The following is a 23627-nucleotide window of genomic DNA, read 5'->3' on the forward strand; positions in this document are numbered from 1 at the left end:
TAGTGTTCGCCAATATAGCTAATCAAAGCTAATATAGCGAATCGCGTCTGACGCTACGAATGAATTCTTATTAGTATATTCGCGTCAATTCGTATATTAGCGAAAAGTAATGATTATCTTAGGCGTTGATCCCGGCACCAATAAAGCAGGTTATGGCCTAATTAAAAAAGATGGAGATAATATTTCTTTGTTAGATTATGGTTGTATAGAAATCAAAGCCAAGAGTGATCACAACAACGGGCTTCTTATCGTTCATAAGGCTTTTGGCAAAATTATTAAAAAATGGAAACCAGAAGTACTCGCCATAGAAAAACTTTTTTTCTTTAAGAATGCTAAAACCATAACCAAAGTCAGCGAAGCTAGGGGAGTTATTATTTTGGCTGGATTAAAATTAGGTTTGGCCATTAGAGAGTTTACCCCCTTAGAAGTAAAGCAAGCTGTTTCGGCTTACGGTAGAGCCGACAAAAAAGCTGTTCAAAAAATGGTTAGGCTTATACTATCTTTAAAAGAAGACCCTCAACCAGATGATGCAGCCGATGCCTTGGCTGTGGCTATTTGTTCGGCGAACACTAGGGTTTTCTAGTCACTACAGGGTGGGGACAAAAAGGTCTTGACCTATGTTTAAGCTAAGTGTATTCTGTATAAAAATAAATCTCACACCTTTTTAAGGTATACATTTTTACTCTGAAAAGGCGTGGGAAGTCATAAATAATAAATATGAAAAAAAATAAGCCTTACGGTGATGACTACATACCTAGCGATGACGCGGCCGATACTGTGGACGCACAAGAAGAAGAATTAGACGATGAAGACGGGGACGAAGAAGATGCGGATCTCGATGATTCAGATGAAGACGATGATGAAGAAGAGGAGTTAGAATAAGAAAAAGCACCTCCGACATAAGTCGGAGGTGCTTTTTAATCTTCAGGGATTATTTTTATAAATCTATGTTTGCCTATTTTTACAGTTATAGGTTTATCTACGGTTATTTTTTTATATGGAGAGGCAATAACTTCGCCGTCTTTGTCAGTGGCGCCGTCTTCTATTAAACGCCTGGATTCTGTTTTTGATTTTGTTAATCCAGATAAATTTATCACCTCAAGCCAAGTGTATTCTCCTTTTTTAATCTTCTTTTCTTCTATGTTGCTAGGAGTTTCTTTTTTAGAAAATGTTTTTTCGAAATTATCGGCAACTGCTCTCGCTTCTTTGGCGGAGTGAAAGAAGGAAACTATCTCTTGGCCTAATTTAATTTTTAAGTCACGCGGGTTAACAGAGTTTTTTTCTAAAGATTCAGATATTTCCTTAATATCAGCTAACGGCAGGCGCGTTAGCAGGGTAAAGTAATCTACCATTAAGCTATCTGGCAAAGACATTATTTTCCCAAATTTATCTGTGGCGGAATCATTTAAGGCAATATAGTTGTTCAAACTTTTAGACATTTTTTGATTACCATCCAACCCCGCTAAAATTTTAATAGCCACAATATCTTGGGGTTCATCGCCGTGTTTCTTTTGTAAGTCGCGGCCAAAACTTTCGTTAAAAACTTGGTCACTGCCTATGACGGTTAAATCGCTTTTTAACATTACAGAATCGTAACCCTGCAGTACTGGATAGATAAGTTCATGTAATTGAATGGCTTCTTTTCTTTTTTTTCTCTCTTGAAACATATCTCTTTCTAAAACTTGATCCACCGTAAAGTTAGACATTAACTTAAGCAGTTCTTCCGCATTCATTTTATCGTACCATTCGTTGTTGGTGCGCACCTCAAGCTTCTCTGGATCTAAAATACCACTTATTTGTTTAATATAATTTTTAGCAGCCTCTGTTGTTTCCTCTCTAGACTTTAAGGTTCTTGATTTTAGTTTTTGCGTGGGGTCGCCAAAACGCCCGGTAAAGCCACCTATTAAAAAGACTATAATATGGCCCATTTCTTGCAAATCGCGCAGTTTCAAGTAGACTGCTGCGTGCCCTAAATGCAAATCTTGGCCGGAAGGGTCAACACCGTGCTTAACCCTTAAAGGCTTGCCCGAAGACAATTTCTTTGTCACACTGTCACGGGTTATGATTTCGGAAACGCCCCGCTCTAGGAAGTCGGCTATCTTTTGTGGAGAAGTATCAATCTTATTCATCTATCTAATATATAATATAAAACAGAGCCATGCCAGTCAGACGATTTTATAACAGCAGAAGTTTTAGGTTTTTAAAACCGATTTTTTTAATATTCTTTTTTTCGGCGATTGTAATTTCTGCCCTGCTCCTGATTCTTTTTGTTGTTTTTGCTAGAAACTTACCCAATCCCTATAATTTAGAGGATAGAAATATTACGGAGTCTACAAAAATTTATGATCGTACTGGCAAAACTATTCTTTACGATATTCACGGCGAAGAAAGGCGCACGGTGGTGCCTTTTAACGAAATTCCTCAAGTGGTAAAAGATGCCACCATAGTTTCGGAGGATAGGAATTTTTATAAACATAAAGGCATAGATTTTGAGGCTATTATCAGAGCAGCTTGGCTAAGTTTAACCAGCGATTCTTTACAGGGCGGTTCAACTATCACCCAGCAGTTTATTAAAAAATCTATATTAACTTCCGAAAGGACTTTTAGCCGAAAAATAAAAGAAGCCATTTTAGCCTTAGAATTAGAAAGGAAATATTCCAAAGACGAAATTTTAAATTTTTATTTAAATCAAATTCCTTACGGTATTAATGCTTATGGTATTGAAGCGGCGGCCGAAACATATTTTTCTAAAAAAGCTACCGAATTAGATTTAGCCGAAGCCGCTCTTTTAGCTTCTTTAATAAGAGCGCCCAGCTATTTTTCGCCCTACGGCGATCACAAAGAAGAATTAATAAAGCGCCAACATTTAGTTTTAGATAGAATGCTAGAACTAGATTATATTTCTAAAAGCGACGCTACCAAAGCCAAAAAAGAGGTTTTAGAATTTTCCAAAATAAGAACAAGTATTTCGGCGCCCCACTTTGTTTTTTATGTTAAAGCTTTATTAGAAGAAAAATACGGCGAAGAATATATAGAAAAAGCCGGGTTAAGAATAATAACTACGCTGGATTGGGAGCTTCAAGCCCTGGCCGAAGAGGTGGTGGCTACGGGCGCTGAAAGAAACGATAAAGCTGGTGCCCGTAACGCTGCCCTTGTTGCTCTTGATCCAAAAACCGGGCAAATGTTGGCTATGGTGGGCTCCAGAGACTATTTTAAAGATCCTATTCCGGCAGGTTGTACGCCGGGTGTTAACTGCCAATTTGAAGGCAATGTAAATGTGGTAACCCGTATGCGCCAACCGGGCTCTTCTTTTAAGCCTTTTGTTTATGCCACGGCTTTTAAAGAAGGCTATACAGATAAAACAATTCTTTTTGATATACCCACGCAATTTGATACGGGTTGCAACCCTCAAGGCCAGCCCATAACGCTAGGCGCAAAATGTTATGCGCCCAGAAATTTTGATTTTAAATTTAGAGGCCCAGTTACTGTTAGGCAGGCTTTAGCTAATTCTTTAAACATTCCGGCGGTTCAAGTTCTTTATTTGGCTGGCGTGGATGATTCCATAAACACCGCCGAAGATATGGGTATCACCACATTAAAAGATAGATCTAGATTTGGTTTGTCTTTGGTTTTAGGCGGAGGAGAGGTTAAACTTTTGGAAATGGCTTCGGCCTACGGAGCTTTGGCTACAGAAGGCGTCAGGCATCCCTTCGCATCTATTTTACGCATAGAAGATAACAAGGGAAATATTTTAGAAGAATACAAAGATGAACCGGTGCAGGTTTTAGACACAGAGGTTTCTAGAATGGTAACTAATATTCTTTCCGATAATGTGGCCAGAACCCCAACTTTTGGCGCCAGAAGCCCGTTATTTTTTTCAGATAGGCCGGTAGCCGCCAAAACCGGTACTACTAACGAATTTAGAGACGGTTGGACAGTGGGTTACACGCCTTCTTTGGTGGCTGGCGTTTGGGTGGGCAACAATGACAATACTCCTATAAAACAAGAGCCGGGTGTTTATGTGGCAGCGCCCATTTGGCATGATTTTATGGTGCAAGCTTTTGATAAATTAAATTTAGCGCCGGAAAGTTTTACTCCGCCACATTTTCCAGAAGTTTCTAAGCCCATTTTAAATGGGCAGTATTTAATAAATGGAGAAATACATTCTACTTTATATTATGTAAATAAAGATGAGCCTACTGGGCCAGCGCCGGCTAATCCTAGCGCGGATCCGATGTTTAATAATTGGGAGACTGCAGTAAGAAGCTGGTTTGGGCCCGTGCCTGTGGTCAATAAAGAAACAGCTCCGCTGCAAACGGAAAATACGCCCCAACCATAGGCGTATCTTGAGGTACTCGTTGGACTTTACAAACAATTTTCGCAATGGTATAGTCTTTTTAATAGTTCCTTGTCAATTTTCTTAAATAATGTCATAAACACACATTATTTCAACCCTATACCTATCCTAAAAGGATAAGGAGGCAGTTATGAACAAGAATTTCGGCTGTTTTTTGGCCATTCTCGCGTTGGTTTGGGCGACGAGTTTGCGGGCCCAGACGGTGGAGTTGGGCGGCATCAACAATGATGGTGGCAGTTTCGTAAACTTTGGCATCGCTGACAGCTCTAATAACGAAAAGATAACGATGCCCTTGAGTCTTTCGGCTCCAGTGGCCATCAGCAAGGTAGTTATCCATTTGGCAAAAGTCGGCAACCCAACCGATAATGCCGTGATAGAAGTCAGACAGGGTTCTCCCGATGGGGCTGTGCTTGCCAGCGGTTCTATAGGTGGATCTTCCGTCGGCGCTACGGGGTCTCGACACGAATTAACAGTGTCAAGTTTCGTGGTTCCTTCAGGAACTATCCATGTGGTTTATTCTCGATCTGGCGCCTCTGACCCAAGGAATTTTTTCAAGGCAATTAGAGGCACCAGTGCGTCGGCTTACGGCATTGTGAGTTCCGGCGGATACATGTACCTAAAAACAGGCTACGGCTGGAATGGCACTGATTTTGCCAACAGTCCCATCGTTTCCCTTTGGGGAACACTTGTTTCTTTGGGTCAAGTGACTTTGTCGCCGGCCAGTCTTGATTTCGGTAATGTTAATGTTGGACAGACTGCCCAGCTCACACTCCGAATCAAAAATACCGGTACGGCGGCGCTGGCGCTAAATAGCGCTGTGTCCAATAATTCCACGATTACTTTTTCTCCGGCGATTCCGCCGAGTGCAAACGCGAATGCGGGAGACAGCACCGCTGTCGTTGTTAGCTTTATGCCAACTGCGGCAGGAAGTATTTCTGGAAATATCACGATCACCCACAATGGGGTCAATAGCCCCACGGTGGTTGCGGTAACTGGAAACGGTGTTGCGAGTGGTGGAGGAGGAAGCTCTGGTAGTGGCGGTTCTATTGTCACCGGTCCGATGACTTTTTCTAATACCAATCCCAACATTGGCGCAGTTAATGTTGGTGCAAGCGCATCGACCATTATTTATCTACGTAACCCGAGTTCGTCGGTAGTAGCTGTGGGGCTGGCCGTTCCTAATTCTGAGTTTGGAGTTAGTCCGGTGTCTACATCGGTGCCAGTCAACGACAGCGTGGCTGTTACTGTGAGTTTTATACCTTCGTCCGGAGGAACCAAGACCACTACTTTAGTTGCCAGTTACGGCTCCAACAATAGTGCGTCGGCTGTCCTCACTGGTACAGGAGTAGGATCGACAAGTCCTATACCTGTATTGACGGTGTCCAGCACCAATGTCTCGGTCGATAGCACAATCGTCAACCAGACAAGGGGATTTACAGTCTCTATGCAGAATACAGGGGCCTCAAATCTTTTCATAACCAATATGTATATTGGCGGGAATAATGTGTCGGCGTTTACGCTGACATCGGCTTCCGCTGTTACTGTTGGTTCCGGAGAGACTTACCCTGTTTCCATACTCTTCGGTCCTCGTGTTGCAGGCCTAAGAACTGCTGTCTTGAACATTAACCATAATGGTTCTGGTGGCAGTACGCAGATTTCTTTGAGCGGTGTCGGGAAAGAGTCTCCTCCGGAGGCAAAACCTGTCATTAACATCAAGGCCACGTCGCTTTCTGGTATGCCCCCGTATTCGATTACTTTTACGAATGAGAATACGGGCGGCAGTGTTACCAGAACAGAGTGGCAAGTAATACGGCTCAGGGATGATGCACTAGGTATTGGGATCAGAAGCACTGCCGAAGTTTTTCCTTGGTATCAAGAGAGCTACACATACAACTTCACCGAAGTGGGGCGATATGTGATAGAACTTGATCTAGAAGGACGAGGCGGCGGAGATCATCAGCCTATGAGGGATACGGTATGGATTTCTATTAAGGATCCGAAAATTTCCGTGTCCCAAGAGGTTGTCGCTTTGCCGGCGGTTGAGCTTGGTAAGGGTAGTAGTACTGCCAAGTTTTCTATCGCGAATGTTGGAGAATCGGGTTTAAACGTTATTCGATTTCAGATGTCCGGTTTGGACTCAACTGATTTTCGGGTGATCACACTTCCGGATTTCAGTGTTAGTCCAAATTCAACCAAGGATATAGAGGTAGAATTTAGGCCAATCAAGACGATTGGCGATAAACAAACCTATCTTTATATTCATTTCATAGGTCCGGATTCTCCAGCAAGGGTCAAGTTGTCTTCTACGGCAACAGATCCTCCATATGGGCCGGCTTCGATCATCGATTTCACTGCCAACAAAAGGCAGGGAATCGACAGCCTCGCTGTTCAGTTTTCCTATAGGTTGGAAGGGGTTCGATATTCGTCGCTTATGATGTATTTCGGCGACGGAGATTCGTCTTCTGTGTTTGATCCTGTCCATGTCTATATGACCAAGGGTAAGTTCTCTCCAAATTTGGTGGTCACACTCGCTAATGGCGAGAAGGTGACGCCAAAAGTAAAAGAAAACTACATCGAGGTTATTACTTTGCCGCCGTCACCAGATTTTAATGGCAGTGGTGGCAAGATCGATTTCGCCGATTTTTTTATGTTGGCGGAACAGATCAACAAAGCGAGCCATACCGTTGAGGAGGTTAAGAAATATGACCTCAACGTGGATGGTTTTATCAATATGGATGACTTCTTTGCCTTCAATGATGTTTACGGAAAGGAGGCACCAGTAGTTCCTTAAAGCCTAAATAAGGCGAACCCCCGACTGCAACAGCAGTTGGGGGTTTTCTTTACTCAACACTTGATGTTGAGTAAAGACTCTGAGCGAGTCCGCGAGTCGAAGAGTATACCTTAAAATAAAATCATTCTACAATCTAAATCAGATTTCTAGTTTGAGGCGGAGATTTTATTTTTAAATGACTATAAGCTGCCGAGGTAACTTCACGTCCCCGGGGCGTGCGGTTTATAAAACCAAGCTGTAATAAATAGGGTTCGTAAACTTCTAAAATAGTATTTTCTTCTTCGCCGGCCGAGGCCGCCAGAGCTTGAAGGCCGACTGGCCCGCCCTTAAATTTTTTAATTATAGTTTCCAAAATTTTTCTATCGGAGTTTTCCAAACCCAATTCATCTACGGCCAACATGGCCAAAGCTTTGGCCGCAATATTTTTTTTAATAATGCCATCGGCTCTTACTTCCACATAATCGCGCACTCTTTTTAATAAGCGGTTAGCCACTCGCGGTGTTTGTCGGCTGCGCGAAGCTATTAAATTTATGCCTTCAGCGTCCGATTTAACTTTTAATATTCTGGCAGATCTTTTTAATATTTTTTCTATATCCGAATTTTCATAAAATTCTAGTTTATAAGTAGCGCCGAACCTGCTTCTAAAAGCCGAAGTTAAATTACCAATACTTGTTGTTGCACCGATTAAAGTAAAGTGCGGAAGTTTAAGCTGTATGGTTTTAGCCGATGGACCTTTGCCGATAATAATATCAAAAACAAAATCTTCCATCGCCGGATAAAGCATTTCTTCCACAACCTTATTCAACCGATGAATTTCATCTATAAACAAAACATCGCCTTCTTTAAGATTGGTTAAGATGGCGCCTAGGTCGCCAGATTTTTCTAAGGCCGGCCCCGAAGTTGTTTTTATATTTTTACTTAATTCGCCGGCAATTATGTAGGCCAGCGTAGTTTTACCAAGTCCAGCTGGGCCATAAAGCAAAATATGTTCCAAAACCTCGCCTCTTTTTTTAGCAGCTTCTAAAAATATGCCAAGGTTCTGCTTTATTTGTTCTTGCCCCACATATTCAGAGAGGGTAGATGGGCGCAGGGTTTGATCCAAGTTATTGTCTTCGGGTTGATTTTTGGGAACTGTCAGCATAATAGTTAAAGATTACCACAATAAAAACGCCTTAAACAGCTTTAAAAAGCCTTATTTTACAGACTTTCCACAGGTTTTCCACATAAGTACTGTATATGTTGTCCCAAATGTTGGCTTGACATAACACGTTTTAAGAATTAAAATAGGGGTATAGTTGCTTCGTTTAAAAGGCCTGTAGGCAAAGGGGACTTGGCTTAGTTTAGGACGGATTGGTTTTACGGTCTTGTATCGTAGGGCTGAACCTATCCTCAGCGAGATTCTCTCCCTGTGTTTCCCAAGATTCGGGGGTTACCCCGAAGGCGTTTACGCCCTAGGGGTTTGCCTGCAGACCTTTCAAATAGAAACATAAAAAAATACCCCGAGCAGGATCGAGGGGTATTTTTTTTATACATTCGAAGATGTCACTCTAGCTATTTCTTCCAGTGTTGTTTCTCCTACCAAGACCCGCATCAAGCCATCTTGGTACATAGTTATAAATCCATTTTTTTTGGCTTCGGCTAAAATATCTTGGTGGGACGGGTTTGTGCCTACTAATTCTTCCAAAGAGTCGCTCACAAAAACTATTTCATAAACACCAATCCTGCCTTTATAACCCGAGTGGCCACATTTGGCACAGCCAACATTTTTAAATACAGAAATTTCTTTAGGTAAAATATTTTCGGGTACGCCGGCTAAATCTTTTTTAATTTTTTCTATATCAACTCCTGTGGCGGGCGTTTTACAGCTTAAGCACAGTTTTCTAACCAGCCTTTGGCCAATAACCGCGTTTAAAGCCGAAGCTAAAATTTTCGGCTTGGCGTTTAAATCTAAAAATCTGGGAATAGCGCCGATGGCATCGTTGGTGTGTAAAGTTGAAAATACTAAATGTCCAGTCAGAGCAGCGTGTAAAGCCACATCCGCAGTTTCTTCGTCGCGAATTTCACCCACCAGTATAATATTGGGGTCTTGGCGCAAAATAGATCGCAAACCTTGGGCAAAAGTGTAACCTTTTTCGGGCGCAACTTGAGATTGATCTATACCCTGCAGGTGGTATTCTATCGGGTCTTCCAGTGTAACAATTTTAATACCAGGTTGATTTAAATGCTTTAAAAAAGCATAAAGCGTGGTGGTTTTGCCCGAACCGGTAGGGCCGGTTACCAAAATTATGCCGCTCGGCTTTTTTATTTCTGGTTCTAATTTTTGCCACAAATAATCTCTAAAGCCTAAATCTTTAATGTCTAATTTTATGGTATTAGGATTTAAAATTCTTAAAACAATATATTCGCCATAAGCGCCGGGGAGTATAGAAACTCTAACCTCAACCTCTACCCCTTTTTCACCCATTTCCCCCATTTGTTTTATTGTAAATCGGCCGTCTTGAGGCACGTTTTGGACGTTTAATCTTAGACCGGAAAGAAGTTTTGTTCTGGAAAGAACCGATTCATAAACAGTTTTTATAATTACTCCAGCATCTTGCAAAACACCATCCAATCTAAAACGTATTTGGGTTTGGTTGGCTTGAGGTTCAATATGAATATCGGAAACTTCTAGAGTTAAAGCGGCGCTTAAGAATATTTCTAAAAGAGCGCTGGTATTGGCTTGATCTATTTGAGTTAACTTGGTTTTGAGATCCGCAAAAGTTGCTAGTTCCTTTTTTAAACTTTCTATTTTTTCTAAAGATATTTCGCCAGAAGTAGATGCGCCCTTAAGCTGTGAAGGTATAAATTTAAATTCGTCTAAAGCCTTTTTAAAAGAGGAGAGCGAGATCATAAAAACATCTATATTAAAACCCTGCGATTTTAACATGGCTATTATTTGTTTAGTTTCTTCGTTAGCGGGATCCACTGCGCCAATTTTCAAAACCTGTCCCTTTTTTTGAATCACAACAGTCCGTGTTCGTTCTGCGTCAGTCTGCGGTATAAAATGCAAACTATCGCGCTCCACGGGCACGTGCGCGAGGTTAATATAATTTAAACCAAGTTTTTGAGCTTGCCTCTCGCAAGCGCTTTCTTCCTCTTGGCGATGGATATCGCTTAGTTTATCGTCGCGTTGTTGAGTTAGTTCGTCCATGGATTTTATACCAATCTACGAATGCATACGAATTATACTAATGACTTCACGAATATTTGTAACCTATTCGTATTATTCGCATAAATTTGTATATTAGTATATACATTGTACCATATTTGACAAAGATATTATTTACGTGTAGTATATAAAAAGTACATAAATCATAAAAACACGCATAAAGGAGGTACGTTATGCTCTTTAAAAGTTTAGTTTTTTTAGCGGTAATCGTGCTAAACAGCTGTGCGATTCATACCTACGAAATGCCTGTGGTTCAAAATCCACAAGTAGTACCAGTAAAAGATCGCGGTAGAGAGCGTTTGCGCCAAGGGAATGTTCTTTTTGTGAACAGATCGCCTGTTTGGCGAGAAAATCTGGTTTTCTCTGGACACCACTATCTAGACGACCTCTTGGTTTACGATGATAATGGCTATCCGGCTTTAGCTGTTAGCCCCGTTGCCGTTTTTAAGATGGGTCCGGCCGATAGACCGAATGACCCATATCCACAGTATACGACGAAGCTGATGGGTGGGTTTTACCCCGGCCAAGAGTATACAATTCTGGTAATATCCAAGGATATGGTGGGTATGATGCTTGGCAAGCCTCAAGTTTGCACTGGGGAGGTGGCTACGGAACCTGCAAGTGATTATTACACCTACACACCTTTTCTTGGTACAAACGCCGGAAATCGTGTTCGGGAGGTAGTAAATGATGTTGTTTACCTACCCAACAGAAATCCCCACGAGCATCGTGGAACCAATACTTTGAATATGAGCATTGATGTAAACCTGTTGCTCCAGCGCGGCATACACAAAATCAGAAACCCATAACCTCAAAGGAGGAACCCATATGACAGCTCCTGTAGTAATAATGCTCTTGGGATTATTAGGTGTTGTTGGCGGAACAAAAGGTTCTTTAGATAGCAATGAGAGTCTCCAGCTCCTTGTTACTGGTCTCTTCCTGATTACGATAGGAACTATGATCGGTCTCACTAGAAAGATACTAAACGAGTTAAAAGAACTAAAAAATAAAACCCCATAATTTCCAAGGCTCGGCCTTGGAAATTGCAGGAGCGTCTAAACGACGCTCCTTTTTATTTTTTCGTTTGCGAAAAAATACCCTGAACGAGTCCGCGAGTTGAAGGGTTTCCATATAAAAACATCTCATTCAAAAAGCGACGAGGGATTACCTTTGGAAGTTAGCTATTGGGTCTGCTACTATAACTCCAATGGAAGTTGCATTAAAAAACTTATCCAGTAACGCATACGAATGTACGTTACTGGGCTTAAAAGACACCCAAAAACTGGCTGTTAAATTATCTAAGGAAATTTATCGGAAGGGCGGTCCTTCCATAGTGGCGCTGTATGGCGATTTGGGTTCGGGTAAAACTACGTTTACTCAATTTTTGGCTAAGGCTTTGGGAGTAAAAGAAAAAATATTAAGCCCGACTTTCGTCATAATTAAGACTTTTAGTCTTAATTCGTGGATTTACGTAGATCAGGCGCGGATGGGCGCGGATATAAAATACAAAAGATTGGTTCATATAGATACTTATCGTTTAAAATCGGCTAAAGATTTAATAGCTCTGGGTTTAAAAGATTTATTAAAAGACAAAGAAAATATTGTGGTTATAGAATGGCCCGAGAAAATAGAAAAGCTTTTACCTAAAAATACTGTTAGAATTTACTTTAGTGTTGTTTCCGAAAAAGAAAGAAAAGTAACCATTAAAATTCCTAATTACTAATACCTAATTTCTAATCAAAATCTAATGCCCAATGACAAAACCCTTTAGACATTTAATGATTAGGCATTGATTAGAAATTAGTAATTGTAAATTTCATGTTATGGAGAAATTAGTCATCATAGACAGCCACGCTTTAATCCATCGCGCTTACCACGCCTTGCCGGTTTTAACTGCGCCCGATGGCCGGCCGGTGCAGGCGGTTTACGGCTTTGCCAGTGTTTTAATGCGCGTTATTAAAGAATTAAAGCCAGAATATATTGTGGCGGCTTTTGATATGGCTGGCCCAACTTTTCGGGAAAAAGAATATAAAGAATATAAAGCGCATCGGCCAGCCACGGACGACGCTTTAATAAATCAATTCTCGTTAGTTAAAGAATTGGTAGAAGCTTTTAAAATTCCGGTTTTACAACTTCAAAGTTATGAAGCCGATGATATTATTGGCACTGTGGTGGAAAAATTAAAAAACAAAAAAGAACTTAAAAAAATAATAGTAACGGGCGACTTGGATTGTTTGCAGTTAATAGACGATGAAAATATTTTAGTTTACACACTTAAAAAGGGTGTAAACGATACCGTAATTTATAACGAAGACATGGTTAAAGAAAGATACGAAGGCTTGGGTCCAAGCCAAGTAACCGATCTTAAGGGCTTAAAAGGCGATGCTTCCGACAATATTCCTGGAGTACCAGGAATTGGCGAAAAAACTGCCATAAATTTATTAAATGAATACGGCAGTTTAGAAAATATATATAAAAATTTAGAAAAAATTAAAGCCAAAAGCGCCAAGCTTTTCGAAAAACTTTCGGTAAATAAAGAAAATGCTTTTTTAAGTAAAAAGTTGGCCACCATAAAAAGAGATGTACCGATAGATTTTGATTTTATAAAATCTGCTTTTAATTTGGTAGAAAACGAAGAAATTAAAAAACTTTTCTTTAGATTTGGTTTTAAAAGTTTAATTAATCGATTAAATGGTCTTAAAGGTGTGGATGTCGCGTCAAACCTGCCTACCGGTCAGACAGGCGCGATCGAAGAACAAGGACAATTAATTGGTGATGAGCTAGATGAATATTATAAAAAAGGAATCTTTTCGGAAAAAATATACAAACTAGAAAAGGCTGTCCGACCGGTTTTAAGAAAAATGGAAAAAACCGGAGTTCTTTTGGATATTAAATTATTAAAAAATTTAGGCGGGAAGTTTGGAAAAGAGCTGGTTGAAATCAGAAGTAAAATAATAGAATTTGCCGGCGAAGAATTTAATATCAATTCTACACAAGAACTTGGGCGCATACTTTTCGAAAAACTAAATTTAGGTGGACCTAAAATTAAAAAAACAAAAAAGAGTGGAGCTTATTCCACTGCTTTTGATCAATTAGATAAATTAAAAAATTCTCACCCAATTTTCCCGTTAATTTTACGTTGGCGCGAACTTTCAAAGTTAAAATCTACATATGTAGATGCTTTGCCAAGATTGGTTGGTACAGATGGCAGGTTACATACCACTTACAAACAGCTAGGCGCGGTTACGGGCAGATTATCTTCGGAAAATCCTAATTTACAAAATATTCCAACTAAAGGCGAGTATGGTTTAGCCATTAGACGTGCTTTTACGGCGCCGGAGGGTTGGTTAATTTTGGCGGCTGATTATTCACAAATAGAACTTCGGGTGGCGGCCGCTTTGTCGGGCGATAAGAAAATGATAGAGACATTTAAAAAAGGCGAAGATATTCATACTAGAACCGCGGCCGAAATTTTTAATGTGGCTTTAGAAAAAGTTACCAAAGATATGCGCCGTGAAGCTAAAACTTTAAATTTCGGTGTGCTTTATGGTATGGGTCCTAGAGCTTTTAGTCAATCGGCCGGAGTTAGCTTAAGCGAAGCTCAAGAATTTATTCACCAATACGAAGTGGGTTTTTCTGGTTTGGCTAAATTTATGCGCGATATAAAAAGTAAAGCACGTGCGCAAGGTTATGTTGAAACATTATGGGGCAGAAAACGTTTTATAGATTTAAATTCGCCCAATCCTATGATGCGGGCGGCTGCCGAAAGAGAAGCTGTAAATATGCCCATACAAGGCACGGCCACAGGTGATATGGTGAAAGCGGCTATGGTTAATTTAGACAAAGAGTTTGGCTCTAAAAGGGATATAAAAATGATTTTACAGGTGCACGATGAATTAGTTTTTGAGGTTAAAGAAGATGTTGCCGAAAAATATTCTAAAATTGTTAGAAATATTATGGAAAATGTGGCGGATATTGGCGTGCCTTTGGTGGCAGAGATTGAAGTTGGTAAAAATTGGGGAGAGTTGGGTAAGGTATAGGGCTTATTAGTCCTATTGGACTTATATGACATTTAACGAATATCAAAAAAAATCTAGAAAAACGGCAGTTTATCCTAAATCTAAATATTGTGATGGTATTTTTTATCCAACACTAGGTTTGGTGGGCGAGGCGGGTGAAGTGGCCGAGAAAGTTAAAAAGGTTTTGCGAGATGATAATGGTATTATTACCAAAGAGAAAAAAGAAGAACTTAAAAAAGAATTAGGAGATGTGCTATGGTATATAGCGCAAATTGCCACCGATTTAAAATTGTCTTTGGAAGATATAGCTAGCGATAATCTGACCAAGTTAGCTTCTAGGCACAAACGAGGCAAGATTAAAGGCAGTGGAGATAATCGCTAATATGCCCGAATTACCCGAGGTTGAAACAATAGTCCAAGATTTAAAAAAACGTTTAGCAGGTTTTATTTTTGTTAGTGTTTGGAGTGATTGGCCAAAATATTTTTCTTTAAGCGGAAGTTTGACCAGTGTTCAGCGTTCTATTAAAAATAAGAAAATAAACAAAATAGAGCGCAGGGGTAAAAATATTCTTTTTTATCTCTCGGGTGGCTATATGTTAGCGGTTCATTTAAAAATGACAGGGCACTTTCTATTTAATGAACCCGAAAGAAAAAGTTTTGTTCATTTAATTTTTAACATTAAAAAAGGCAAAAAACATTCTAAACTATATTTTTCCGATGTTAGAAAATTTGGAAGAATTATTTATGGTGAAAAAAATAAAGTGTTAGCTCGGCCCGAAATTAAAAAACTTGGGCCAGATCCATTAGAAATTACCACCAGAGATTTTTTACAGCTAATCGCCAAACGCCAAGGAAAAATTAAAACAGTTTTATTAAATCAAGAATTTTTGGCGGGCGTAGGCAATATTTATTCCGACGAGGCTTTGTATTTGGCCAAAATTCACCCGTTAAGCCTGACCGAAAAAATACCCCACGGCAAATTAAAAATACTGTTTATTAAGCTGGTTTCTGTTTTAGAGCGGTCAATAAAATTGCGTGGCACCACGCGCCAAGATTATCGCGACACTTCGGGCAAGAAAGGCGATTATTTTAACCAGCGCTTGGTTTACGCCCGCAGGGGTGAAAAATGCGCGTGCGGTGGCCGTATCAAAACTGTTAAAATCGGTGCTCGCACAGCTCACTTTTGCCCAAAATGCCAAAGATTATATAAATGATCTATATATATTACGGTGAAAATTCGTTTTTGATTCAGGAAAAGCTGACCAGGATCAAAGAGACTTATTTGATCAAGTACTCAAGTGGGCTCAACTTTTTTAAATTTGACTTAGAAGAAAACTGCGACGATCTAAAATCTGCTTTAGAAAGCCAGTCTATGTTTAGCGAAAAGAAACTGGTTTTTTTACGCGGGGTTCTTTCTGTTACCGAAGTTAAATTTGAAGAAGTTAAAGAAATTATAAATAAAAATAAATTTTTAAATAAATCCGAAGATATAATATTAGTGCTATACGATATGTTGTCCTCCTCCGCTCCTCCTCCGCACAAGGCTTCGGGAGGACATGGCAAGGCTACGGAGGATAGGCTCAAGTATTTAAAAACCTTAGGCGAGGTTAAGGAATTTAAAAACCTAGATAAGCCTAAATTAATAGATTGGTGCTTAAAGAAAAGCCAAGAAGAAAATATTAAAATTTCTCGCGCCGATCTAGCTTTTTTAATAGACGGCGTGGGTTGCGATACTAATAGAGTTTGGAACGAGCTAGCTAAATTATCGGCTTATAGCGGCGGAATGATCCAAAAAAAAGATATAGAAAATTTAATCACGTTTGACCTGACGGCTAGTAGCTTTAAAGTTACCGAGGCTTTGGCTCAAAAAAAGGCGGCATTGGCTCTAGAGGGTTTAGAAGAACTTTGGCAGAAAAACGAAGAACCGATAATGGTTTTAGGAGCTTTAGTCTGGCAGTTTAGAAATATGTTGAAATTGGCCGATGTTACCGCGTCAAACGCGGCTCAGGTTGCGCAAAAATTTAAACTAAACCCATGGGTGGCTCAAAAAACGTTAAATGCTTTAAAGAATTTTTCCCAGCCCGAATTAAAAAATATCTACCAAAATTTGGCAGATGCTGATTTAGCCATTAAAACCGGCGAGAAAGATGGCCGCGAGGCTTTAAACGATTTTGTCTGTGGTTTTTTAAATAAATAGCGCTAAGTTTTTCCTTGACTCTTTTGTTTCACTAATGTATATATTATGGTAATGGTGGTCAAGAATTGCTCTTTCCTAACTTAAATCCCAAAAACATGAAAGGAGAATTAGTATGCCACTCAATTTGGAGCTTGTTCCAATAGGGATGAATGTAATCAAAGAGGTTACCAGCCATTGCTTTATCAATGGCAATGGGCAGGTAGTTTTTTTAAGAAAAAAGAATGGCGAGACAGGTGTTGTGGTTTTAAATACCATTTATGATGCTATATCCCAGTGTTTCCACATACTGGATCGTACCTTGGGGGAAGTGGTTGATTTTTATAAAAGACAGCCGGAAGTGTATGGCCAGGGTGAGCTCGCCGATATCAGGGAAATCATGCTGGAGCTACAACATGTGCTCCAGCTTGTTACTTTGCCAGGTGTGGTGCCGTATGAGGATACGCTGGTAGCCCAACGTAGGCTCAACCAGATACCCCGCCGGCTGGGCCAAGTGCGTAATCGGCATAAAGTTCTGCTGGTGGCGCACCTAAACAGAATTTCAGAATTAAGAAATGGCGAGGGTATGCGGTCTGTTGGGGCTGTTTTAGAGCCGGTTCAGGCACACCTGGCAGCGGTAAGAAGGTTTGATGAGCTTGATGGCATTATTCAAGGTGTGATGATTCAGGCGCGCAAACTTATAGAGATGACCGCAAATGCCGAAGATCGTATCCGCTCTGTTTATGATAATCTGGGTGTTTATGAGCATAAAGCCTTGGCTTTGGCGCAACAAATGGAAAAACGTGAAGAGGCCGAGGGTGTTCAGCCGGTAGCGGAGTATATTGAAAAATTCAGAACCATTGCCAATGCCGTGGCTGGAGGCAAAGTTAATAAAGTGGTTTATGCGCTAAGAGCGATTGTGCTGGTGGAGCCGTTCAAGTCTCGTCTGGAGTCGCCTAACGTGAAATGTCTGGAGAAGCTACATAGTTATTTGGAGGATTGGGAAAAGGGCAATATCAAAGCACTCCAGACTTTTTTACATGCTTTCGGCCGAGCCCGCTCTAAATTAAAAAGAGTAGTGCGTGAACGGAAAGCTAGTGCCCAGGAACGTACGTTGGAGCGTGAGTATGTGGCTCGACGCTAAAATAAAGCCCCGGCTAAAAAACAGCCGAGGCTTTTTATAATTGGTCCTAGAAAATATTAAATGATTTTGTTTATGGTTTTTTGCAGGCGTGATTTTTTTCGGGCGGCGGTGTTGCGGTTGATAATATTATTTTTGACGGCTTTATCCCAAGCTTGAACCAAATTGGATACGTTGGATTTTACGTTAGCCATATTTTTAGCCGTTATTTCTTTAACCAGTTTCCTCTCCAAATCTTTTATATTGTCTTTAACGGCTTGGTTAACTTTGGTTCTTTTTTCGGTTTGTCTTAGGGCCTTTTTGGCTGATTTTTTGATTGGCATTTTAGATGTGTTTGCATTTAATAAGTAGGTTTGATAATATCAGAATCATTCAGTTTAGGCAAGTTTTATAAATTGTTCTTTTAAATAGAAAAGAGGTTTATGATGACAGGAACTGTGTTATTGAATGACTACTACGAATTAGTTTGTGCTCTTTCCGTAGATTTTCAACGGCAATTTCTCGAAGCACTCAACACCACGAAACTGCAAAGAGTGATAAAAAGGTCTGTCAATGAAGAACATCTTCCAATCACTCTAACTATGCAGGGTTTACAGTTCGTAGTGGCGTCAATGGCCGATCTCGAGCATTTAAGGGAAACGATTGAAAGAGAACTCGAAGCGACAGTTGAATTAAAGGTTTAGTTATTTATTTAGTGATTCATGTTCCAAGCAGGTCAAAACGGCCTGCTTTTTTATTACGCAACACATACAACATCCTTACAAACTTGCTTGCCCGCCTCTGGAGGGAGAATGTGAGTATGTTATTTTAAAGTTTTTAAGTAGTCGCGCAGTAAAATAGCTTTTTCAAAGTCCCATTCAGCAATGGCGGTTTTGAGTTCGCGTTCCAGTTCTTTTTTGGTTTTAGATTCTAACCAAATTTTTTCGGGCTCGGGTATAACAGGCGTAAGCTTAATATCTTTTTTAATAGATATAGGGGTAAATCCATTTTCTTTATTATATTTTTCTTGCGCGGCGCGGCGGCGCGAAGTTTCTTTAATGGCCGCTTTCATAGAACCCGTTATTTTATCGGCATACATAATTACCTTGCCCTCTATGTGCCGCGCGGCGCGGCCGATGGTTTGTACCATAGTTGTCTCATTTCTTAAAAAACCTTCTTTGTCGGCGTCAAAAATTAAAATTAAAGAAACTTCGGGCAAGTCCAAGCCTTCACGCAATAAGTTTACGCCAACCAAAGCATCTATTTTGCCGCTACGTAAATCGTTCAATATCTCGGGGCGGTTCATAGTTTTAATTTCGGAATGTAAATAGGCCGATTTTATGCCGGCTTTAGCCAAATGCTCTGCCAAGTCCTCGGCTAATCTTTTGGTAATAACTGTAATCAAAACCCTTTCACCGCGTTTGACGCGGTTGCCGATCTCTTTAATTGCATCGGTTATTTGCCCTTCGGTCGGCCTAACCTCAACCATAGGATCCAAAATATGAGTCGGCCTTATCAGCTGTTCAGCTAGATACAGCTTGTGATTTTCTTTAGATTGGTCTAGCTCGTAATCATTAGGTGTGGCCGAAGAAAAAATAATTTGGTTGGTTCTGTTTTCCCATTCTTTAAACATCATTGGGCGATTGTCCAAAGCCGAAGGCAGGCGAAAGCCGTGTTCAACCAAGGTCAATTTGCGAGCGCGATCGCCATTATACATGCCTCTTATTTGAGGAATCGTCATATGTGATTCGTCCACTATAAGCAGGGCGTTCTTTGGAAAGAAATCTAAAAGCGTATAGGGCGATTCGCCAGCTTTTCTAAAAGCTAGATGCCGCGAATAATTTTCTATACCCGAACAATAACCGGCTTCAGCGAGCATTTCCATATCGTAATGGGTGCGTTGTTCCAAACGCGCGGCTTCTAAAACTTTATTTTCTTTTCGCAGTTCTTTTAGACGCTCATCCAGCTCTGTTTCAATGTTGGCTAACGCAATTTTTAATTTATTTTCCGAAGTAATAAAGTGTTTGGCGGGATAAAGTGTATATTCATTTAAAATACCTAGTTTAGAACTCCATATTTTTTCTATTTCGCTTCCAAAAAAGTTTACACGTATAATTTCGTCTCCAGTGGGCAAATTAATTTCCATAGTTTCGCCTTTGGTTCTGAATGTTCCGGGCAACGGCGCAATATTATTGCGAGAAAATTGCATCAGCACTAGTCTTTTTAAAAAATCTTTTCTAGAAATACTGATACCTGTTTTTAAAACCATAGCCGCGTTTTGATATTCGTTAGGATCGCCAATGTTATAAATACAAGAAACCGAAGCCACTATTATAGTATCTGGGTTCGAAAGTACTGCTTGAGTAGCGGCGTGCCGAAGTTTGTCTATTTCTTGGTTTATTTTGGCGTCTTTTTCTATGTAAGTATCGGAATGGGGAATATAGGCTTCGGGTTGGTAGTAATCGTAATAGGAAACAAAATAATGGACTTCGTTTTCGGGAAAGAAATCTTTAAATTCTTGATACAGTTGCCAAGCTAAAGTTTTGTTGTGCGAAACTACCAGCGTAGATTTTTGAACATTAGCTATAACATTAGCCAACGTGAATGTTTTGCCAGAACCCGTAACACCAAGCAATGTTTGGGCTTTGGCGCCAGCTAAAACCCCCGCAGTCAATTTTTCTATGGCTTGAGGTTGATCGCCTGTAGGGCTAAATTTTGATACTAGTTTGAATTTAGACATTTAGAGGGTAGAATGTTGAATGTAGAAGGTAGTGACTTTTTCTTATTTTCTGCCTAATAACTACTTTTTACTCACTATTAACTAAAATATGATTGGCTACTTGGAAGGTGAATTAATAAAGAAATACGACCGTCGCTGCATACTTAAATGCGGTTCTTTGGGCTACCGTATTTTTATGACCAATAGCGCACTTGGAAAAATACAAGAAAATGGCGAACTTGTAAAGGTTTTTACGCATCCATATCAGCGCGAAGATACACAAGAATTATACGGTTTTTTAAGCCCAGCAGAGCTAGATATTTTTGAAATGTTAATAACAGTTTCTGGGGTGGGTCCGCGTAGTGCTATGGCTATGGTGGACGAAGTGCCTTTTGAGATGCTTATTGCGGCTATAACCAAAGGTGAAGAAGGTGTTTTAAAACGAGTCTCGGGTATAGGCGCAAAAACAGCGCAGAAAATAATAATAGATTTAAAATCTAAAGCCATGGCTTTGGTTACGTTAGCCACTAGTGCCGCTTCTCAAACTATTTCCGAAGATGCCGATATTCTGGAAGCTTTGCAAAGTTTGGGTTATACCAGTTATCAAGCGCGCGATGTTATTAAAAAAGTTCTGCCAGAAGTTAAAGGAGTAGAACGCCGTATAGAAGAAGCTCTAAAATTATTATCTAAATAAATTTATGGATACAAATGTAATATCCCAAGGTCCTCATAAGGATTTTGAAAATATAAAACATATAGATGAGAACGGAATTGAATATTGGCTGGCAAGAGACTTGATGTTGTTGCTTGGCTATCCGCATTGGCAAAAGGCGGAAGAGGTAATTGGCAGAGCAGCTAGAGCCTGTGTTAATAGTGGTCAGAATGTGGATAACCATTTTAACCGAACGGTTAAAATGGTTAAAATCGGCTCAAATACACCAAAAAAGACAAGAGATTACAAACTAGATCGTTATGCTTGTTATCTTATAGCTCAAAATGGAGATTCTAATAAACCGGAAATATCCTTAGCTCAAACATATTTTGCTTTACAAACACGCAGACAAGAGATTTTTGAAAATCTATCTGAAGTTGAAAAAAGACTTCGAGTTAGAAATCAGGTTAAAACGCAAAATAAAAAATTGTCTGGTACAGCTAAAGATGCAGGAGTTACTAAATTTGGTTTATTTTATGATGCTGGTTATAGAGGTTTGTATGATATGCCGTTAGCAGGTATTAAAAAGAAAAAAGGAATCCAAAAAGGAGATTTATTAGATATGATTGGGACTACAGAATTAGCAGCGAATTTATTTCGGATTACTCAGACGGAAGAAATATTAAAGAAAAATAAGAATAAGGTTTATGGGGATTATCCTGCCAGTCGAGTACATAATACAGTTGGTAGAGAGGTGAGACAAACTATTCAGAAAATAGGCGGTGTATTGCCCGAAAACTTATTAGCAGAAAAACATATTAAGGAAGCAGAAAAAGAGCTGAAAGGATTTAAAAAGACTTTAATTTCTGGTAAAAAGCCGAAGAATAAGTTATTGAATATTTAACAATGATTTCGGAAATTAAAGAAATAATTAAAAAAGTTTTGCCAAAAAGGTTTTGGGATTATTTTCATTGGTGCGTTTCTTTGATTGGCGCCATAAAAAATAGATTTCCTGCGCGCGAGCTTACGGTTATCGGTGTAACGGGTACAAATGGCAAATCTACAGTTGTTCAATTGCTCCACGAAATCTTTACAAGTTTTGGCCTAAATGTAGCCTCTACTTCTACCATAAGGTTCCGCATAAAAGATAAATACGAAGATAATAAACTTAAAATGACTATGCCGGGTCGTTTTGCTTTGCAAGATTTTATGCGTAAAGCCGCTAAGGCCGGTTGCCAGTATGTGATTGTAGAAGTTACTTCGGAGGGTTTAAAGCAGAATCGCGCCGCTTTTATAAATTTTGATACAGCGGTTTTAACCAATGTTCGGCCGGAACACATAGAAAGCCATGGTTCTTTTGAAAAATATAAAAAGGCTAAAGGTATACTTTTTGATTCTTTAAAGAAAAAAAATATAGATAAGTTTTTAATATTTAAGAAAAACAAAAAGATAAGTGTAATAAATTTAGATGATCCTTCGGCTTATTATTACGCTTCTTTTTCGGCCGATGAAAAATTTGGCTACGGCTTATTAAAAGAAAATATTCGCGCCAATGTTAAAAATAATTTTATTCCAGAAAACATAAAATTCTCGGCGAGCGGCGTAGAGTTTATTTTAGAGGAAGAAAAATATTCGAGCCCGCTTTTGGGCGATTTTAATTTATACAATACTTTGGCCGCCATTGCGACGGCTCGGGCTTACGAAATTCCACATAAACACATTAAAAAAGCTATAGAGAATTTTAAGGGTGCACCAGGTAGGTTGGAAATTTTACAAGAAAAACCGTTTTTAGTGGTTATAGACTACGCTCACACGCCCGATGCTTTAGAAGCTGTGTATCGTGTAGCCAAATCGTTCTGGGTTAAGAATAGCTATAAGTTAATTGGTGTTTTGGGGGCGGCTGGTGGCGGGCGCGATAAATGGAAAAGATCGCACATGGGTTCAATTGCCGAGAGTTTTTGCGATGAAATATTTTTAACCGATGAAGATCCTTATACCGAAGATCCCGAAAAAATAGTTAATGAGGTAGCCATGGGAATCAAACATAAAGAATATAGAAAAATTATGGATAGGCGCTTAGCCATCCGCGAAGCTTTAGAAACGGCAAAGCATGGCGATGTGGTTTTAATAACAGGTAAGGGAGCCGAAAAAACTATGATGACCAAATTTGGCGCTATGGCTTGGGATGAAAAAGAGGTGGTTTTGGAAGAATTGGCAAAATTGAAAAAATAAGCTAGAATCAAAGAAATATGTCAAAGATTAGTGCTAAAACTAAGCGATTAGGATCTAAATTGCCGTTACTCATGGAAAAAGATGAGGACGGTTTTTATGTGGTGGAATGCCCTGTTTTTGAAGGATGCTATAGCCAAGGCAAAACAAAAAATGAAGCTCTAAAAAATATTCGGAAGGTGATTGGTTTGGTTAATTTATAAAATAAAAATATGAATAAAGTCCAACAAATAGTCTCATTTGAAGCCGTTTTGCCTGTTCGTGTAGTTGTTAATGTGGAAAATACGGATGAAGGGCTTTGGGCTAAAATATCTACGCCAGATGGCAAACTTTCTAACTGTTATACTCAAGCTACTAAT

The 23627-nt window shown here is 39.7% G+C and carries 22 protein-coding genes; 17 read left to right on the plus strand and 5 right to left on the minus strand.

Annotated elements, in window-relative coordinates; translation table 11 throughout:
- Positions 1–109 precede the first annotated feature (109 nt).
- Complete coding sequence (gene ruvC, locus Q8Q95_03890; GenBank protein MDP3764733.1) at positions 110–583, plus strand: crossover junction endodeoxyribonuclease RuvC; 474 nt, start codon at positions 110–112, stop codon at positions 581–583.
- A gap of 134 nt (positions 584–717) precedes the next feature.
- Positions 718–882 (plus strand): hypothetical protein, encoded by a 165-nt coding sequence (locus Q8Q95_03895; protein MDP3764734.1) that lies wholly within the window; start codon positions 718–720, stop codon positions 880–882.
- Between the two features lie 35 nt (positions 883–917).
- Here the strand turns inward: Q8Q95_03895 and tyrS are convergent, their stop codons facing one another.
- Positions 918–2129: a tyrosine--tRNA ligase gene (gene tyrS / locus Q8Q95_03900; GenBank protein MDP3764735.1), complete on the minus strand. Its 1212-nt coding sequence runs from the start codon at positions 2127–2129 to the stop codon at positions 918–920.
- Between the two features lie 29 nt (positions 2130–2158).
- On the opposite strand from tyrS, the gene Q8Q95_03905 reads away from it, so the two are divergent.
- Both Q8Q95_03905 and Q8Q95_03910 read left to right on the plus strand, forming a co-directional pair.
- Positions 2159–4339 (plus strand): PBP1A family penicillin-binding protein, encoded by a 2181-nt coding sequence (locus Q8Q95_03905; protein MDP3764736.1) that lies wholly within the window; start codon positions 2159–2161, stop codon positions 4337–4339.
- 148 nt (positions 4340–4487) lie between these two features.
- Complete coding sequence (locus tag Q8Q95_03910; GenBank protein ID MDP3764737.1) at positions 4488–7148, plus strand: choice-of-anchor D domain-containing protein; 2661 nt, start codon at positions 4488–4490, stop codon at positions 7146–7148.
- A gap of 133 nt (positions 7149–7281) precedes the next feature.
- Here Q8Q95_03910 and ruvB read toward each other — a convergent pair whose 3' ends face one another.
- Positions 7282–8289: a Holliday junction branch migration DNA helicase RuvB gene (gene ruvB, locus Q8Q95_03915; GenBank protein MDP3764738.1), complete on the minus strand. Its 1008-nt coding sequence runs from the start codon at positions 8287–8289 to the stop codon at positions 7282–7284.
- A 384-nt stretch (positions 8290–8673) separates the two neighbouring features.
- A complete protein-coding gene (locus Q8Q95_03920) occupies positions 8674–10338 on the minus strand; it encodes a GspE/PulE family protein (protein ID MDP3764739.1) in 1665 nt (554 codons plus the stop codon).
- Between the two features lie 191 nt (positions 10339–10529).
- On the opposite strand from Q8Q95_03920, the gene Q8Q95_03925 reads away from it, so the two are divergent.
- The 8 genes from Q8Q95_03925 (at position 10530) to Q8Q95_03960 (ending at position 17692) form a co-directional block, all read left to right on the plus strand.
- Positions 10530–11165 carry a hypothetical protein gene (locus tag Q8Q95_03925; protein ID MDP3764740.1) on the plus strand — a complete coding sequence of 212 codons (636 nt, stop codon included), beginning with the start codon at positions 10530–10532 and terminating at the stop codon, positions 11163–11165.
- A gap of 19 nt (positions 11166–11184) precedes the next feature.
- On the plus strand, positions 11185–11376 hold the full coding sequence (locus Q8Q95_03930; GenBank protein ID MDP3764741.1) for a hypothetical protein: 192 nt from the start codon (positions 11185–11187) through the stop codon (positions 11374–11376).
- Between the two features lie 187 nt (positions 11377–11563).
- A complete protein-coding gene (gene tsaE / locus Q8Q95_03935) occupies positions 11564–12079 on the plus strand; it encodes a tRNA (adenosine(37)-N6)-threonylcarbamoyltransferase complex ATPase subunit type 1 TsaE (GenBank protein MDP3764742.1) in 516 nt (171 codons plus the stop codon).
- 100 nt (positions 12080–12179) lie between these two features.
- On the plus strand, positions 12180–14396 hold the full coding sequence (locus tag Q8Q95_03940) for a DNA polymerase (protein MDP3764743.1): 2217 nt from the start codon (positions 12180–12182) through the stop codon (positions 14394–14396).
- Positions 14397–14421: 25 nt separating this feature from the next.
- On the plus strand, positions 14422–14757 hold the full coding sequence (locus tag Q8Q95_03945) for a nucleoside triphosphate pyrophosphohydrolase family protein (GenBank protein MDP3764744.1): 336 nt from the start codon (positions 14422–14424) through the stop codon (positions 14755–14757).
- A 1-nt stretch (position 14758) separates the two neighbouring features.
- On the plus strand, positions 14759–15589 hold the full coding sequence (gene mutM / locus Q8Q95_03950; GenBank protein ID MDP3764745.1) for a DNA-formamidopyrimidine glycosylase: 831 nt from the start codon (positions 14759–14761) through the stop codon (positions 15587–15589).
- Positions 15586–16572 carry a DNA polymerase III subunit delta gene (gene holA, locus Q8Q95_03955; GenBank protein MDP3764746.1) on the plus strand — a complete coding sequence of 329 codons (987 nt, stop codon included), beginning with the start codon at positions 15586–15588 and terminating at the stop codon, positions 16570–16572. Before mutM ends, holA begins: the two co-directional genes overlap by 4 nt.
- Before the next feature lie 112 nt (positions 16573–16684).
- Positions 16685–17692, plus strand: a complete 1008-nt coding sequence (locus Q8Q95_03960) for a hypothetical protein (GenBank protein ID MDP3764747.1) — start codon at positions 16685–16687, stop codon at positions 17690–17692.
- Between the two features lie 56 nt (positions 17693–17748).
- Here Q8Q95_03960 and rpsT read toward each other — a convergent pair whose 3' ends face one another.
- Complete coding sequence (rpsT, locus tag Q8Q95_03965; protein ID MDP3764748.1) at positions 17749–18012, minus strand: 30S ribosomal protein S20; 264 nt, start codon at positions 18010–18012, stop codon at positions 17749–17751.
- A gap of 99 nt (positions 18013–18111) precedes the next feature.
- Between rpsT and Q8Q95_03970 the strand changes: the two genes are divergently transcribed.
- Positions 18112–18372, plus strand: coding sequence for a hypothetical protein (locus Q8Q95_03970; protein MDP3764749.1), 261 nt, complete (start codon positions 18112–18114; stop codon positions 18370–18372).
- Between the two features lie 119 nt (positions 18373–18491).
- On the opposite strand, the gene uvrB is transcribed toward Q8Q95_03970, so the two are convergent.
- On the minus strand, positions 18492–20408 hold the full coding sequence (uvrB, locus tag Q8Q95_03975; protein MDP3764750.1) for an excinuclease ABC subunit UvrB: 1917 nt from the start codon (positions 20406–20408) through the stop codon (positions 18492–18494).
- Positions 20409–20496: 88 nt separating this feature from the next.
- Here uvrB and ruvA point away from each other — a divergent pair, with 88 nt between their 5' ends.
- The 4 genes from ruvA to Q8Q95_03995 are packed head-to-tail and all read left to right on the plus strand — an operon-like array spanning position 20497 to position 23471.
- Entirely contained in the window at positions 20497–21081 is a 585-nt protein-coding gene (ruvA, locus tag Q8Q95_03980) for a Holliday junction branch migration protein RuvA (GenBank protein MDP3764751.1), read from the plus strand.
- A 4-nt stretch (positions 21082–21085) separates the two neighbouring features.
- A complete protein-coding gene (gene dinD / locus Q8Q95_03985; protein ID MDP3764752.1) occupies positions 21086–21943 on the plus strand; it encodes a DNA damage-inducible protein D in 858 nt (285 codons plus the stop codon).
- Between the two features lie 2 nt (positions 21944–21945).
- Entirely contained in the window at positions 21946–23271 is a 1326-nt protein-coding gene (locus tag Q8Q95_03990) for a UDP-N-acetylmuramoyl-L-alanyl-D-glutamate--2,6-diaminopimelate ligase (GenBank protein ID MDP3764753.1), read from the plus strand.
- A 17-nt stretch (positions 23272–23288) separates the two neighbouring features.
- Positions 23289–23471, plus strand: a complete 183-nt coding sequence (locus tag Q8Q95_03995; protein ID MDP3764754.1) for a type II toxin-antitoxin system HicB family antitoxin — start codon at positions 23289–23291, stop codon at positions 23469–23471.
- Positions 23472–23627 lie beyond the last annotated feature (156 nt).

It is taken from the genome of bacterium, from assembly GCA_030697795.1.
Classification (GTDB): Bacteria; Patescibacteriota; Minisyncoccia; order JACQLN01; family JACQLN01; genus JACQLN01.